At 51.6% G+C, this 16201-nt stretch carries 15 protein-coding genes; 8 read left to right on the top strand and 7 right to left on the bottom strand.

The annotated features are described in order from the left end of the window. Positions 1-7: 7 nt before the first annotated feature. The 5 genes from B9Z32_RS04265 (at position 8) to B9Z32_RS04245 (ending at position 4291) form a co-directional block, all read left to right on the top strand. Positions 8-862: a 3',5'-nucleoside bisphosphate phosphatase gene (locus B9Z32_RS04265; RefSeq protein WP_108420087.1), complete on the top strand. Its 855-nt coding sequence runs from the start codon at positions 8-10 to the stop codon at positions 860-862. 38 nt (positions 863-900) lie between these two features. Then, positions 901-1527 carry an L-threonylcarbamoyladenylate synthase gene (locus tag B9Z32_RS04260; RefSeq protein WP_108420086.1) on the top strand — a complete coding sequence of 209 codons (627 nt, stop codon included), beginning with the start codon at positions 901-903 and terminating at the stop codon, positions 1525-1527. 45 nt (positions 1528-1572) lie between these two features. Next, positions 1573-2229, top strand: coding sequence for a site-2 protease family protein (locus tag B9Z32_RS04255; protein WP_108420085.1), 657 nt, complete (start codon positions 1573-1575; stop codon positions 2227-2229). A 14-nt stretch (positions 2230-2243) separates the two neighbouring features. Then, positions 2244-3581, top strand: coding sequence for a tryptophan--tRNA ligase (locus B9Z32_RS04250; protein WP_108420986.1), 1338 nt, complete (start codon positions 2244-2246; stop codon positions 3579-3581). 107 nt (positions 3582-3688) lie between these two features. Continuing rightward, complete coding sequence (locus B9Z32_RS04245; protein ID WP_108420084.1) at positions 3689-4291, top strand: response regulator transcription factor; 603 nt, start codon at positions 3689-3691, stop codon at positions 4289-4291. Between the two features lie 2 nt (positions 4292-4293). On the opposite strand, the gene B9Z32_RS04240 is transcribed toward B9Z32_RS04245, so the two are convergent. The 7 genes from B9Z32_RS04240 to modB all read right to left on the bottom strand — a co-directional run bounded on the left by B9Z32_RS04240 (position 4294) and on the right by modB (position 10470). Further along, the gene (locus B9Z32_RS04240) at positions 4294-4476 is read right to left on the bottom strand and encodes a hypothetical protein (RefSeq protein ID WP_108420083.1); all 183 of its coding nucleotides are present in this window, start codon (positions 4474-4476) and stop codon (positions 4294-4296) included. A gap of 112 nt (positions 4477-4588) precedes the next feature. Next, positions 4589-5674 (bottom strand): sulfate/molybdate ABC transporter ATP-binding protein, encoded by a 1086-nt coding sequence (locus B9Z32_RS04235; RefSeq protein ID WP_108420082.1) that lies wholly within the window; start codon positions 5672-5674, stop codon positions 4589-4591. After that, positions 5671-6588, bottom strand: coding sequence for a sulfate ABC transporter permease subunit CysW (gene cysW, locus B9Z32_RS04230; protein ID WP_108420081.1), 918 nt, complete (start codon positions 6586-6588; stop codon positions 5671-5673). The genes B9Z32_RS04235 and cysW overlap by 4 nt, the downstream gene beginning before the upstream one ends. Then, a complete protein-coding gene (cysT, locus tag B9Z32_RS04225) occupies positions 6585-7451 on the bottom strand; it encodes a sulfate ABC transporter permease subunit CysT (protein WP_108420080.1) in 867 nt (288 codons plus the stop codon). Before cysT ends, cysW begins: the two co-directional genes overlap by 4 nt. Before the next feature lie 3 nt (positions 7452-7454). Then, the gene (locus B9Z32_RS04220; RefSeq protein ID WP_108420079.1) at positions 7455-8447 is read right to left on the bottom strand and encodes a sulfate ABC transporter substrate-binding protein; all 993 of its coding nucleotides are present in this window, start codon (positions 8445-8447) and stop codon (positions 7455-7457) included. Between the two features lie 248 nt (positions 8448-8695). Then, positions 8696-9793 (bottom strand): molybdenum ABC transporter ATP-binding protein, encoded by a 1098-nt coding sequence (gene modC, locus B9Z32_RS04210; RefSeq protein WP_108420078.1) that lies wholly within the window; start codon positions 9791-9793, stop codon positions 8696-8698. Further along, positions 9790-10470, bottom strand: a complete 681-nt coding sequence (gene modB / locus B9Z32_RS04205) for a molybdate ABC transporter permease subunit (protein ID WP_108420077.1) — start codon at positions 10468-10470, stop codon at positions 9790-9792. Before modB ends, modC begins: the two co-directional genes overlap by 4 nt. A gap of 99 nt (positions 10471-10569) precedes the next feature. Between modB and kynU the strand changes: the two genes are divergently transcribed. The 3 genes from kynU to B9Z32_RS04190 all read left to right on the top strand — a co-directional run bounded on the left by kynU (position 10570) and on the right by B9Z32_RS04190 (position 16186). Then, complete coding sequence (kynU, locus tag B9Z32_RS04200; RefSeq protein WP_108420076.1) at positions 10570-11850, top strand: kynureninase; 1281 nt, start codon at positions 10570-10572, stop codon at positions 11848-11850. A gap of 94 nt (positions 11851-11944) precedes the next feature. Next, positions 11945-13099: an efflux RND transporter periplasmic adaptor subunit gene (locus tag B9Z32_RS04195; RefSeq protein ID WP_108420075.1), complete on the top strand. Its 1155-nt coding sequence runs from the start codon at positions 11945-11947 to the stop codon at positions 13097-13099. A 3-nt stretch (positions 13100-13102) separates the two neighbouring features. Then, entirely contained in the window at positions 13103-16186 is a 3084-nt protein-coding gene (locus B9Z32_RS04190) for an efflux RND transporter permease subunit (RefSeq protein WP_108420074.1), read from the top strand. Positions 16187-16201 lie beyond the last annotated feature (15 nt).

Here is a 16201-nt window from a genome sequence, read left to right as displayed (position 1 = left end):
TACCCCTGTGGAACCCTTACTCAACGCCGACTTGCATTGCCACTCCGTGGTCTCTGATGGCACGCTCACGCCTGAGGCTTTGGCTGCGCGTGCCAAAGCCAACGGCGTCCAACTCTGGGCTCTCACAGACCACGACGAAATTGGCGGCCAAGAACGAGCCATAGCTGCAGCCAAAGCCGAAGGCATGAAGTACCTCACGGGTGTCGAGATTTCCATCACCTTTGCAGGCAAAACGGTTCACATTGTGGGTTTGGGTTTTGACCATACCAACCAAGCCTTGGTTCAGGGTTTGCGCAATACCCGCGGCGGCCGAGCCGAGCGCGCCAAAGAAATGTCGGATGGCTTGGCCAAGGTCGGCATTCAGGGCGCCTTCGAAGGAGCCCTCCAATATGCAGGCAACCACGAGCTCATTTCGCGCACTCACTTTGCACGTTTTTTAGTTGAGACTGGCGTCTGCAAAGACACCTCAGAGGTTTTTCGCAAGTACCTCACTGAAAACAAACCGGGTTTTGTGCCACACCGCTGGGCCAGCTTAGAAAACGCCGTCAAGTGGATCACTGGCGCAGGCGGGGTAGCAGTCATTGCCCACCCTGCTCGCTATGGCTTCACAGCCAACGAAGAGTTCGCACTTTTTACCGAGTTCAAACAACATGGTGGGCGTGGTGTTGAGGTTGTCACAGGCAGTCACTCCAGCGCAGATGCTTTGCAATATGCAGAAACGGCACTCGAGTTTGACCTGGCTGCATCGCGTGGCAGCGATTTTCACAGCCCCGACGAAAGCCATACAGACTTGGGCACATTGCCGTGGTTGCCCGGACAACTCAAACCCGTGTGGGAATTGTTGTCAGACCGAATTCAGTGAAACACTCACCCGCTCAAACCTTCATGGTTTGAATATTCATGGCTCAGTATTTTTCTGTTCACCCTGCAAATCCGCAAACACGTTTGCTGAAACAGGCCGTCACTTTGTTGAACCAAGGCGGTGTTTTGGCGGTACCTACAGACTCTAGTTACGCCTTGGTTTGCCACTTGGATGACAAAGCCGCCGCCGACCATCTGCGCAAGGTGCGCGGTGTTGACGACAAACACCATCTCACCCTGTTGTGCCGAGACCTGAGTGAATTGGCCAATTACGCCAAAGTCGACAACGCTCAGTTTCGAATGCTCAAACAGGCCACGCCCGGCGCTTTCACGTTCATTTTGGAGGCCACCAAAGAAGTGCCACGCCGCGTGAGCCACCCTCAGCGCAAAAGCATTGGCCTGAGGGTGCCAGAGCACGCCGTGTTGCAAGAGTTGTTAGCCTTGCACGGCGCGCCCTTGCTGGCCACCACGCTTATTCCTATTGGCGAAACCGAGCCGCTCAATGATCCTGAAGAAATTCGAGATCGTTATGAAAAGCTCATTGCAGGTGTGATTGACGCCGGTGCTTGCACCCGGGAGCCCACCACTGTGGTGGACTGCACGGGTGGAGGCATTGAGGTCGTTCGCCAAGGTTTAGGCGATGTCGCTTTGCTTGGTCTGTCTTAAATTCTTTTTTCTACCAACTCGCCGTCACTTTGAGACAATTCATCCGTGGATACCTCGCACCTCATTCAAACCGTTTCGGTCTATGCCATCCCCGTGATCTTTGCCATCACGCTGCATGAAGCCGCTCACGGCTATGCCGCCAAGTATTTTGGCGATCGCACCGCCTACATGCTAGGTCGAGTGACTCTCAACCCTTTGCCGCATATCCATTGGTTGGGCACGCTTGTTTTGCCCTTGCTGCTTTACTTCAGCACCAGCGGCGCCTTGCTGTTTGGATTTGCCAAGCCCGTCCCTGTTGATTTTGGCAACTTGCGCAATCCGAAACGCGACATGGTGTGGGTGGCCTTGGCTGGACCGGCCGCGAATTTGTTGCAAGCCATCATTTGGGCACTTTTGTTTGTGGTCTACACCGACTTTGGAGTCTCTGAAAAATTCTTCTTGGCCATGTGCAAGGCCGGCGTTTTGAGCAATGTGGTGATGTTTGCCTTCAATCTGTTTCCACTGCCTCCACTAGACGGAGGACGCATTGTGGTGGGGCTACTTCCTTGGAAGATGGCCTATCAATTCTCCCGCATTGAGCCCTACGGCTTCTACATCGTGATGGCATTGGCCATTACAGGTGTGGTCAATCATTTGTGGTTAGACCCTGTGATGGGCGCCACATTTGGCTTGATCGAAATTATGTTGAAATCTCTCTCTTGAAAAAAATCCAAGCCATGACGACTGAAACTTCCACACGCACGCGCGTCCTCACAGGCATTACCACCACGGGCACACCGCACTTAGGTAACTATGTGGGTGCCATTCGCCCCACTGTGCAAGCCAGTCGCAATCCAGCCACGCAAGGTTTTTACTTCTTGGCCGACTACCATGCGCTCATAAAGTGCGATGAGCCAGCGCGCATTCAACGTTCAACGTTGGAAATTGCCGCCAGCTGGATTGCTGCAGGCCTTGACCCTGAGCGTGTCATGTTTTATCGCCAATCGGACATTCCAGAAATTCCAGAGCTCACCTGGTTTTTGACATGTGTCACTGGCAAAGGCGTTCTCAACCGCGCACACGCCTACAAAGCCTCGGTCGATAAAAACAACGCGGCAGGCAACGACCCCGATGCCGATGTGTCTGCAGGCTTGTTCATGTACCCGGTGCTCATGGGGGCCGACATTTTGATGTTCAAAGCCCACAAAGTACCCGTCGGTCGCGATCAAATTCAGCACATTGAAATGGCCCGCGACATGGCCTCTAGTTTCAACCATTTGTATGGCGAACACTTGGTGTTGCCAGAGGCTGTCATTGAAGAATCGGTTGCGCTGCTGCCGGGTCTGGATGGCCGCAAGATGAGCAAAAGCTACGACAACACCATTCCGCTTTTTTCAAGCAGTGCGCAATTGAAAAAATTAATTGCGAGCATCGTGACCGATTCACGCGCACCGGGTGAAGCCAAAGACACTGAAGGCTCGGCTTTGTTTCAAATCTATCAAGCCTTTGCCAGTCCCGAAGAAACCGCCGATTTGGCCAAGGCCTATGCCGATGGCATTGCATGGGGCGATGCCAAGCAAGTTTTGTTTGAGCGGATTGACCGCGAAGTGGCGCCAATGCGGGCTCAATATGAAGAACTCATCAGCAACCCAGCCAAAGTAGATGCCTTGCTGCTCAAAGGAGCGGCCAAAGCCCGTGAACTCGCAACGCCTTTCATCAAAGAGTTGCGTCACGCCGTTGGGCTGCGCGCACTGGCAAGTGCTGGTTCGAACAATGTGGGCACCAAACAAGCTCGCACCGCCATCCCCTCATTCAAACAGTACCGTGAAAAAGATGGTCAGTTTTATTTCAAGTTGGTCGACCCGCAGGGCAAAGTGTTGCTGCAAAGTTTGGGCTTCACTTCACCCAAAGATGCTGGCTTGGCCATCGCACGACTTCAGGAAAACACCCCACTTGCCATCACTGAGCTCGGCCCTCAAGTGGTATTGGGCCATGAGGTGAGCATTGACCTCGTGCTGGCGTCCATCGACAGCCTGGTCTCAGAAATTGCAGAAAGAGTCAAATCGAAGGGCTGAGCTTGTTATCAAATTTGCAAAAAGTGTTCAAATTCAAGAAAAGTTGCTTGATTTGTTCCTGACTTTGCTGATACTCTCATACTTTAAGTTTCATTCTTGAGCACACCATGACCGTTTACGTCATTGACGACCACCCCCTGATGCGCGACGCTCTCACCATGTTGGTTCAGAGGGTACGCCCCGGATTGAAGGTGGTTTCCGTGGCCAAATTAAACAGCTTGGAAGCCATGGTGGAACGTCAGGGCAAGCCAGAATTGATTTGCCTCGATCTCAAATTGCCCGACACTTTGGGCTTGTCGGGCGTTCATGCAGTAAGGGCCAAGTTTCCTGATGTGCCGTTGGTGGTAGTTACAGGGTCTGAGGCCAGTGAGTGCGAAGCTGCTTGCTTGGAAGCCGGTGCTCATTTGTTTTTAGAAAAAGCCAGCCCACCCAATACCATCATTGAGGGTTTACGTAGCTTGTTGCCTTCACCCGAGGAAGAGGCCCCAGCTGAAGGCTCTGTTGCAGCACCGACCAAACTGTCTAAACGTCAGAAGCAATTGATTTTGATGTTGGACCAAGGCTTGAGCAACAAAGATATTGCCGACAAACTCACCATCAGCGAGCACACCGTGAAGGTTCACTTCTGGCGTTTGTTCCGCAGACTTGGTGTCAACAGTCGCACGCAGGCATTGCACTTTGCGCGCACCAACGGCTGGCTCGGCATTTAAGCTCAGTCTTTTTTCTCTTTTTTCTTCTTATTGACGATGTCTGGGGTGACAGCGTCAATCACGTTCACGACTGTTTTCCCAGTGTAAATGACCGTGGAGGCCACCACATCGGCCACGGCCACGATGGCGCATCCCTGCAAAGACAAGCTAGTGAAAAGAACCACGCAGGCATTGATAAATTTCATGGCAAAAACCTATTGAGATGCCCTATTTTGTAGAAGCATCAAGAAAAAACGCCATTCTAACGGGCTTCATGCTCTACCGCTCCAGCAGGCTTAGCGGGAAGTGTAAATGTACTTAGCTCTCCACAAAGATGCGTGCTTTGCGAGGCGTGAGCACCAAGGTCTCGCCTTCTTTGTACTGCTGCTCGGCAAACAATATGGCTGACAACTGTGCTTCGATCACAGTGTCTTTGGCAAAGTCATGGTGATCGACGGGCTCAAACTCCAAGCGGGCAATAGGACCTACCACAATGGCACGCGTGAGCTTGGCTTTGATACCTGCGTCGCCGGAGCTGTAGCGCTTCACTTCAATGTCGTGAGGGCGCACATAAGCAAAGGCTTTGCTGTCTTGCACGTGTTGATGCTCGGGACTGTTTAAGCTGACGGCGTTGTCGCCACCAATGAGCATTTCACCTTCGTGAGCACGGCCATGGAATAAATTGACATCGCCCAAAAAACCATACACAAAGGGGCTAGCTGGGTGGTCCCACACTTGTTGGGGTGAACCAATTTGCTCCACACGACCGCTGTTCATCAGTACCACACGATCGGCCACTTCCAAGGCTTCTTCTTGATCGTGCGTGACAAAAATACTGGTCACATGCAAATCGTCGTGAAGGCGGCGTAACCAGCGGCGCAACTCTTTGCGCACTTTGGCATCGAGCGCACCAAAGGGTTCATCGAGCAACAAGACTTTAGGTTCTACTGCCAAAGCACGCGCCAAAGCAATGCGCTGACGCTGCCCGCCTGAAAGCTGTGACGGATAACGATCGGCCAGCCAATCGAGTTGCACCAGATTCAAAAGGTCGTGTACTTTTTGTTTGATAACGCTTTCTGATGGGCGGATGTTGCGGGGTTTCATGCGCAGACCAAAGGCCACGTTTTCGAACACGGTCATGTGGCGGAACAAGGCGTAGTGCTGAAATACAAAGCCCACTTGCCGCTCGCGCACGTGCACGTGGGTGGTGTCTTCTCCGCTGAAGGAAATGCTACCTGCATCGGCAGTTTCCAAGCCTGCAATGATGCGAAGCAAAGTGGTTTTGCCGCAACCCGAAGGGCCCAGCAAGGCCACCAACTCGCCAGAATCAATGTCGAGGCTGACATCGCGCAGTGCGTGGAAGTCGCCAAACTGTTTGTGGATGTTTCTTATTTCGATGCTCATGATACTGCTTTCAATGACAGATCCAAAGGCGTTGACTTGACATTTTCGGGAGACAAATCGCCAATGGCTTTCATCTCACGTTCGTGGCGCCATTCGGCCACAGACTTGATGACCAAGGTCACCAGCGCCAGCAAGGCCAACAAAGATGCCACCGCAAAGGCAGCCACCGATTGGTATTCGTTGTACAAAATTTCGACGTGCAAGGGCATGGTGTTGGTCTGACCGCGAATGTGCCCCGACACCACCGACACTGCGCCAAACTCGCCCATGGCACGCGCATTGCACAAAATAACGCCGTAGATCAAACCCCACTTGATATTGGGCAGCGTGACGTACCAAAAGGTTTGCCAGCCAGTAGCGCCCAACACAATGGCGGCCTGCTCTTCTTCGTTGCCCTGCGCTTGCATGAGCGGAATGAGTTCACGCGCTATGAACGGGAAGGTGACAAACACAGTGGCCAACACAATGCCAGGAACAGCAAAAATAATTTTGATGTCGTGCTCTTGCAGCCAAGGACCAAACCAGCCTTGTGCGCCAAACATCAACACATAAACCAAACCAGCCACCACGGGTGACACCGAAAAAGGCAAGTCGACCAAAGTGGTCAGGATCGATTTACCTCTAAATTCGTACTTGGCAATACACCATGCAGCGGCAATACCAAACACCAAATTGAGAGGCACAGCAATGAGAGCTGTGATCAAGGTCAAGCGAATGGCAGACCATGCATCGGGCTCTTTGAGTGCTTCCCAATAGGCATCAAACCCTTTGCGCAATGCTTCTGCAAAAACTGCGGCAAGCGGCAACACCAAGAATAAAAACAAGAAGATCAGCGTGATACCAATAAGGGTGTAGCGAACCCAAGGGGCCTCTGTGGTACCGGCTTCAGCTCGGCGAATCATTTGAGAACTCATACAGGTGCTCCCGAATGACGGCGCTGCCAGGCTTGCAAGCCATTGATGATCAAGAGCAAGATAAACGAGATAAGCAACATGACAGTGGCCACCGCTGTGGCGCCTGCGTAATCGTATTGCTCTAACTTGCCAATGATGATGAGCGGTGTGATTTCAGAAATCATGGGCATATTGCCCGCTATGAAAATGACCGAACCATACTCGCCTATGCCACGTGCAAAAGCCATGGCAAAACCAGTGAGCAAAGCAGGTGCAATGGATGGAAAAATAACCTTGCTGAAAGTTTGCCAACGCGATGCTCCCAAGCAAGTTGCTGCTTCTTCCAATTCTTTTTCTGCATCTTCAAGCACGGGCTGTACTGTGCGCACCACGAAGGGCAAGCCGATGAAGATGAGAGCAATCACAACGCCGTTGGGGTTGAATGCCAATTGAACACCTAAAGGTTCGAGGTACTGCCCCACCCAACCATTGCCAGCCAACAATGCTGTCAAAGAAATACCAGCCACTGCAGTGGGCAATGCAAATGGCAAGTCGACCAAGGCATCAACTATTTTCTTGCCAAAGAATTGATAACGCACCAGCACCCAAGCCACCAACAAACCAAACACCACGTTAACCAAGGCCGCGATGAGGGACGCACCAAAAGTTAGGCGGTAAGACGCCATTACTCGTGGTCCCGTCACGGCGGTCCAAAACTGATCCCACGTGAGCGTGAAAGTTTTGAACACCAGTGCCGACAATGGAATGAGCACAATCAGGCTGAGGTACATTAAGGTGTACCCCAAGGTGATGTTGAAGCCGGGTAAAACTCGGGCGGGCGCTCTGCGCTTGGCAGGCGCCGCCGCATCGGGACGAGATAGCATGAATTACTTAACGGTGTACAGCTTGTCGAAATTACCGCCATCGTTGAAGTGCACTTTTTGCGCTTCAGCGAAAGAACCAAACACTTCATTCACAGTGAACAGCTGCAATGGCTTGAAGGTCTTGCTGTATTTTTTCAAGATGGCGGGGTTGCTAGGACGCAAGGCGTGCTTGGCTGCAATTTCTTGCGCCTCGTCGGAGTAGAGATAATTCAAATAAGCTCTGGCCACATCGCCAGTGCCCTTCTTGGCCACTGTGCGCTCGACAACAGCCACAGGGTTTTCTGCCACGATGCTGATGGACGGGTGAATAGCATCTACCTTGCCGGCACCAAATTCGTTGTCGACAGAAATCACCTCGGACTCAAAGGTCACGAGCACATCGCCAATGTTGCGTTGCAAGAAGATGGTGGTGGCATCACGGCCACCCTTGGCCAACACAGGCACGTTTTTGTAGAGCTTCGCCACGAAGGCAGCGGCGTCAGCTTCGCTGCCACCCTTTTTGCGCACATAACCCCAAGCGGCCAAATAAGCCATGCGGCCATTGCCGCCGGTTTTAGGGTTGACCACGATCACTTGGATGCCCGGCTTGATCAGGTCGTCCCAGTCTTTGATGTTTTTGGGGTTGCCATTGCGCGTTAAGAACAGCATGGTGGAGCTGGTGGGCGATGCGCTGTGCGGGAAACGCTTGTTCCAATCGGCGGCCACAATACCCTTACTGGCCAAGAAGTCGATGTCGGTGGTGGTGTTCATGGTCACCACATCGGCATCCAAACCGTCGTTCACGGCGCGCGCTTGTGCGCTGGAGCCGCCATGGGCCTGGTCAATCTTCACATCTTTGCCTGTGGTCCTTTTATAGTTGGCCACGAAGGCGGCGTTGTATTCCTTGTAAAACTCGCGGGCTACGTCGTAGGAGGCGTTGAGCAAGGTTTGGGCTGATACGTTGAGGCCAGATACGGCCAGCAAGATGGCTGCAGCGATTGATTTGATTTTGTTCATAAAGCGTCTCAAAAGAGTAAGGACGCGATTGTGGAACCCATTCTTCAAAACTCAAACGAATCATTTTTTGTTTGTTTATACCTTTAATGCATATAGATTCAGAAAGGCAAGCCTATTTACGCCTCACCTTGATTGCAACCCATGCACTCAATATTGAGGGAACACTGGTGACAAACAATGTCAAAGAACTTGTGCGTGTGCCAAAGCTCAAACTCGAAAATTGGTTTGAGACGATTTGACTTGTCTGTTCACGCTACCAAAGCCACCGACTTCACTTGCGCCCACAAAGACTGCCCCACTTGCAGTCCCAACTCGTCTGTCGCACGCTTTGTGACGCGGGCCAGCACATCCTCAGTTCCGCACTTCAACACCACCATAACTTGAGAGGGATGCGCATCGGCCGTGATGCTTTGAATGCTGCAGCGCAGCTGGTTTTGAATGCTGGTGTTTTGCGGCTCTGACGTAGCCAAGCTCACATCACGCGCCAAGATGCGTATGCGTACGGCTTTACCAACAGGTAAGCCCTCATCGCGCATCCAAACGCTACCCCCTTCAAAGTCGACGCGTGACAAATGCCATTGCACATCAACTTTGCCGATGCGGCCTTCAATCAAAGCACCAGCATCTTCACCCACCATCACAGGGTTGACCACTTGCGTGAGGACGACGCTCACAGGCCCTTGCGCTTTGACTTGCCCTTGGTCCAAAACCACCAAGTGATCGGCCAATCGAGTAACTTCCTCTGCAGAATGCGTGACATACAGCATGGGCATTTTGAGCTCATCCCGCAATTTAGACAGCCAAGGGAAAATTTCTTGCCGACGCGCTGCATCCAGTGATGCCAAGGGTTCGTCCATCAATAGCAATTGCGGTTGCATGGCAATGGCTCTGGCAATGGCTACGCGTTGGCGCTCACCGCCTGAGAGCTGATCGGGCATGCGTTGCAGCAAATTGCCAATGCCCAAGAGCTCGATGGAGGCTTGCAGTGCTTTGGCTACTTCTGTCTGCGCATTACCCGATGTCTTCAGTGCGCGCTTCAAGCCAAAATGGAGGTTATCGGTCACGCTGAGATGCGGTAACAAGCTTGATTCTTGAAACACATAACCCAAAGGCCGTTGCCAGGTAGGCAAGTCAATACCTTGCTGCGTGTCTTGCCAAACGTTCGCACCAATTTGAATGCGCCCTTGCTGGTTTTTTTCTAACCCAGCAACAGCTCGCAACAATGTTGTTTTGCCAGAACCAGATGGACCAAAAATAGCCGAGATGCCCTGCCCTGGCAATTGGAGGTCTACTTCCAACTTGAAAGCTGAACGGTTCATCTTAATTTGCAGGTGAAGGGTGGTCATACCACTTGCCTTTGACGACGGTTCATCAAAGCCAAAGCCAACAGCACCACAAAAGAAAAGGCCAACATGCCTGCCGCCAAAACATGGGCTTGCGCATATTCCATGGCTTCAACGTGGCCATAAATTTCGGTTGACACCACGCTTGTCTGGCCAGGAATATTGCCGCCGATCATGAGCACCACACCAAACTCACCCACGGTGTGCGCAAAGCTCAAAATAGCTGCCGTTACCATGCCCGGCTTGGCCAAGGGCAAGGCCACAGAAAAGAAAGCATCCAATGGGCTGGCACGCAAAGTGGCCGCCACCTCCATAGGCCTTGGGCCGATGGCATCGAAAGCGTGCTGCAAGGGCTGCACCGCAAAGGGCAAGGAAAACAAAATAGAGCCAATCAACAAGCCGGTGAATGTGAAAGACAATACACCCCATCCCATGGCTTGCGTGAATTGACCTAGCGGTCCTTGCGGCCCCATCACAACCAGCAAATAGAAACCTAAAACCGAAGGTGGCAACACCAAAGGCAAAGTCACCAGCGCATGAATGGGGGCGCGCCATGCAGACTGCGTTTGCGAAAGCCACCAAGCCAATGGCGTGGCCAAGATCAACAAGATCAAGGTGGTTGAGGTGGCCAAAACCACCGTTAGTTGAATGGCTTGCCAAGAATCAGGCGTCAAAATCATGTTTGCAAGTTTACGACGAAGTCTTCTTGTAGACTGAAGTACGGGGATTATGTATCTGATAGAGATCCCTTAAATCCTGAATCACAGTGAAGATGACACATGACACCTCATACGCTTTCAGACTGCCAAGTCTTGGACCAGCATGACCCGCTGCGATCTCTACGCGATTTATTTCAGTTGCCCGAAGGTGTGATTTATCTGGATGGCAATTCTTTGGGTGTTCTCCCAAAGGAAACGCCTGCACGCGTTGCTCAAGCAGTGGCCCAAGAATGGGGTAACGACTTGATCAAAAGTTGGAACACGGCGGGCTGGTTTCAGATGCCTTTGAAAGTCGGTAACAAAATTGCCAGACTCATTGGCGCCAAAGACCATGAAGTGGTCGCAGCCGACAGCACCTCCATCAACTTGTTCAAAGTGCTCAGTGCAGCGCTGTCAATTGCCAAAGCAGACCAGCCTGAAAAAAATATCATTCTGAGTGAACGCACTAACTTCCCAACAGACCTCTACATTGCAGAGGCTTTGTGCAAAGAGCGCGGCTATCAACTTAAACTGGTCGAAGCCGAAGAACTGCATGCAGCACTGCAAGAGAATGTGGCTGTGTTGATGTTGACGCATGTGAACTACCGAACAGGTGCCATGCTGAACCTGAAAGACTTAACTGCCGCTGCTCATGCAGTGGGCGCGTTGGCCATCTGGGATTTGGCGCACAGCGCAGGCGCAGTCCCTGTTGACTTAAATGGCGCCAGTGCAGACTTCGCTGTAGGCTGCGGCTACAAATACCTCAATGGAGGCCCTGGCGCACCCGCATTTGTCTGGGTCAACCCCAAACACACCAATCGCTTTTGGCAACCACTTTCGGGCTGGTGGGGCCATGCTGCACCATTTGAATTCACGCCCGATTACCAACCCGCGGCTGGGATTGCCCGCTATCAATGCGGCACACAAGCAATCCTCAGCTTAACGGCTTTAGACACTGGCTTAGATGCATTTTTGGAAGCCGAAAAGTTGGGCGGCATGACAGCTTTGCGCCAAAAATCGCTGGCACTGACAAGCCTCTTTATGCAACTGGTCAAAACCCAATTGGCAGGGCATGGCTTTGGCATCGCCACCCCAGAAAAATTAGAAATACGGGGCTCGCAAGTAAGCCTCACCAGAACCGAAGGCGCCTACGCCATTGTTCAAGCCTTGATAGCCCGCGGCGTGATTGGAGACTTTAGAGCAGGCGATGGCAAGCAACATCCTGATATTTTGCGATTCGGCCTCACACCTTTGTACTTGGGTTATGCAGACGTGTGGCACGCAGTCCGTCACCTCAGAGAAGTGATGGAGACCCAAGAATGGCAACAAGAGCGCTTTTCTCAAAAGCAAGCTGTGACCTGAACACGAAAATAACCAAAGTAAACCAAGCTTTTAAGCGTTTCGCAAATTACTTTCGTGATTTAATTCGGGTACTTTTTTCCTAGTCGGAGTTCACATGTTGCGTTCCCCTCGTTCGGGTCCTTATTCCTTGTCGCTTTCTTTGATTGCCTGCCTGTGTATTGGCAGTACCTTGGTTGCTTGTAAAAAGCCCGAAACAGACGCTGGCAAATCGACCGAAAGTGTGGCTTTGATTTTGGGCAACGAAGACATCGTCCAACTGGGCAGCTCTGAATATGGAACCGGCCCCGTCATCTCTGGATCTTTGCAGCCAGAGGTTCGTGCCGATTTGCGCGCCGAAATCAGCGCCACCGTGGTCAAAGTTCACAAAGAAAATGGTGAGCCTGTGCGCAAAGGCGATTTGCTTGTCAGCCTAGACAGCAGTGTGCTACGCGACAACCTCAACTCTGCAGAAGAATCGATGCGGGCTGCCGCACAATCTTTAGATGGTGCCGAGCGCCAGTTTCAACGCATGAAATCATTGCAAGCTCAAGGTATGGTGTCCATGCAGGGTTTGGAAGAGGCTGAAGTCAAACGCAATGCAGCGCAAAGCGAGCATGTGGCCAGCAAGGCACGTGTTGCTGCTGCCAAACAACAACTCGAGCGTTCTGAAGTCCGTGCGCCTTTCAGTGGCATAGTGAGTGCACGCAAAGCTTCTGCAGGCGACACGGCACAAATTGGCAAAGAGTTGATTCAAGTCATTGATCCCAGCAGTATTCGCTTTGAAGGTCAAGTCGCTGCCGATCAAATGGGCGTGGTGAAAATCGGCCAACGCGTCAATTTCCGAATCAATGGTGTGGGGCAAAGCACAGATCAACTCAGCAGCCAAGGCACAGTGAAAAGGATCGATGGTGCTGCCAATCCTGTCACCAGACAAGTGTCTGTCATTGTGGCCATCAACGCGAAAGACAAACCGCCAGTGGTGGGCTTGTTTGCTGAAGGTGTGATTGAAGCGAGCACCAAACCCGCAGTCATGCTGGCTGAAAGCAGCTTACGCAGAGAAGGTGACAAAGTTTTTGCATGGATGCTCGATGGCAACAAAATAGTCAAGCGCGGTATTCAATTGGGAGGTCGCGATACTCGCTTAGGCAATTGGGTCGTCAATAGCGGACTTAGTGCAGGCGAGAAGGTTTTGAGAACTGCCAACAGCAACTTGAAAGATGGACAACAGTTCACCTTGAGCACTGACACATCGACCAAGGTGGGTCAATAAACCATGTTTTTGTCCAATTTCAGCGTTAAAAAGCCGGTTGTCACCATCGTTATTTTGATGATGCTGATGGCCGTTGGGCTGTTGGCATTGACCAAGCTCAAAGTCAATGAAATTCCAGATGTCGAAATGCCCTTGCTGGCCATTGACATCAACTATCCAGGCGCCTCACCCGATGCCGTAGAGCGAGAAGTTCTCAATCGAGTTGAAAAGGCACTTCAGTCGGTCAATGGTATCAAAGAATTGCGCGGCACAGCCTTCGAAGGCAACGCCAACATTTTGGTTTTCTTCGAATTCAAAAAGAACATGGTTGAGGCCACAGACGAAGTGCGCAATGCCATTGGCAGAATTCGCTACAAATTACCCACCGAAATTCGCGAGCCCGTCATTTTGCGCATTAACCCAACAGCGCAACCCATCATGCAATTGGCTCTTTCGTCTCGCAGCCAAAGTCATGCAGAAATTTCTCGAATTGCGGAAGATCAAATTGCAGACAAGTTCAGGGGTGTTCAAGGGGTTGCTCAAGTCAGTGTCAACGGCGCACTGAGACGCGAACTCAGTGTTTTATTGCACGCTCAAAAACTGCGCGAAGTCAATTTGTCGGTTACAGAAGTTGTCAATGCTCTGCGGACACAAAATGCCACAGCGCCTGTGGGCAAAATTCGCGGTTCTCTTGAAGATCAAAGCATTCGATTACTTGGTCGCATTGAAACGCCTGCTGAATTCAATCAAATTGTCATCAAACGAAGTGGCAATGACCTCATCCGGCTCGGGCAAGTAGCCACGGTAACAGACGGCTTTGCCGATCTTAATTCGCTCAGTGTGCGAAACGGTCAACCCAATGTGGGATTGGCCATCACTCGCTCTCGTGATGCATCCACCGTCAGTGTTGCCAATCAGATTCGCACCATGGTGGCAGACATCAACAAATCGTTGCCAGAAGGCACCAAGATTGACATCACGCAAGACGGCGGCACCGAAGCGCAAAACAGTTTGAACAATGTGGTTCACGCTCTGGTTTTTGGCGCAGGTCTCACCATTTTTGTGGTTTACTTTTTCTTAAATTCATGGCGCTCTACACTTATCACAGCGCTGTCTCTGCCAACCTCTGTCATTGCTTCTTTCATAGCGGTGTGGTTGTGCGGATTCACCCTGAACTTCATGAGTTTGCTGGGTCTGTCTTTGGCCATTGGCGTGCTCATTGACGATGCCATTGTGGTTCGAGAAAACATTGTTCGGCACATGGAGCGAGGTTTCGACAGGCGCACTGCAGCTTTGAATGGCACAGCGGAAATTGGCTTGGCGGTGGCCGCAACCACCTTCTCTATCGTGGCTGTCTTTATTCCAGTGGGTTTCATGCCTGGCATTTCGGGTGAATGGTTTCGCCCCTTTGGACTGACGGTGGTGGCCTCTGTTTTGGTCAGTTTGTTGATCTCGTTCACGCTAGATCCCATGTTGTCTGCGTACTGGGGAGATCCTCCCAATCATCACCTTGAACCCAAAACTGGTTTAAGCCTCAAACTCAAACAATTTAACGATTGGTTTGACCATCAAGCAGACCGATATGGCAATGTCATTGCTTGGGCTCTGCACCACAGACGATGGATGATTGCATTTGCAGTTGTGAGTTTTTTTACCGCCATCTTTTTGCAAGTCAAATTTGGAGGCTCCAGCTTCTTACCCAAAGAGGATGGCAATACTCTGGCCGTTGATGTGCGCTCTCCAGCAAGCAGCAATTTGGAATATTCCAGATTAAAGCTTGAAGCCGCGGCCGTCATGGCCCGCACTTTGCCTGAAACCAAAGCCACCAACAGCTATGTCAACCCCACGGGGGGACGAATCTACGTTGACATTGGAAAAAGCACCGAACGCCAACGCACAGCGCAAGACATTGCCACGGAATTGCGCCAACGAATATCCCAACTGGTGGGTGCCGAATACACTGTTTTAGACGATTTATCAAATGGCGCATCCAAGCCCGTTCAAATTCGTTTTAGTGGCACCGACTCGCGCAAACTCTTGGACATCACCAGCGATTTCATGGCGCAATTGAGACAAGTGCCGGGAGCAGTTGACGTTGGTTTGTCTCAACAAGATCCGCAAAACGAATTGCAAATTGAACTGGACCGCGGTTTGGCCAATTCACTGGGCATCTCTGTTACCGATACGGCCAATGCATTGCGTGTGGCCTTTGCAGGTATTGAAGTAGGTGATTGGGTTGACCCCACTGGCCAATCCCGCGACGTGGCCATCCGTTTGGCACCTGAAGATCGCATGAATGTGTCTCACATTGAACGTCTGCCCATTACCTTGAGCGGCATGAACACCGTGGTGCCTTTGTCTCAAATTGCCAAAATCTCAATGGGCAAAGCACCCACCAAAATTGAACACTTTGATGGCAAAAGAACCATCGGAGTCTCGGCCAATGTGCAGGGTCGATCTTCAGGTGAGGTTACTGCAGACGCTCTGAAATTGGCCAAGAGCATCAATTTTCCAGAAGGCTACGGCATTGAATTGGATGGCGCCTCCAAAGACCAAAAAGAAGTGTTCACCGAAATGGGCATTGCGCTTGTTTCAGGCATTGGTCTGATGTACTTCATTTTGGTGATGCAATTTAGCTCTTTCACTGCGCCCTTGGCGGTGATGTTCTCCTTGCCCTTGTCGCTCATTGGTGTGGTGCTGGCCTTGCTCTTAACGGGTAGCACCTTGAACCTGATGAGCCTCATTGGCGTGATCATGCTGATGGGCTTGGTGGCCAAAAACGCTATTCTGCTGTTGGATGCTGCACGCAGCTTAGAAGAGCAAGGCATAGACCGAGAAGAAGCGCTGATGACTGCAGGGCGCAAACGCTTGCGCCCCATCATCATGACAACCTTCGCCTTGATTGCGGGCATGTTGCCTGTGGCCATTGGCGTGGGTGAAGGCGGTGAGTTTTACAGACCCATGGCAGTGGCCATTATTGGTGGCACCATCACCTCCACCATCTTGACGCTGCTGGTCATTCCAAGTTTTTACGACAGCATTGAGTTGACTCGCGAAGCATGGGGACGTCGATTTCAAGCTATTGGCAAACGCATATCTGGGGCCTGATCCATAATCAACACT

It is taken from the genome of Limnohabitans sp. MMS-10A-178 (genome assembly GCF_003063375.1).
Lineage (GTDB): Bacteria > Pseudomonadota > Gammaproteobacteria > Burkholderiales > Burkholderiaceae_C > Limnohabitans_A.
This window is presented reverse-complemented; position numbering and strand designations above follow the sequence as displayed.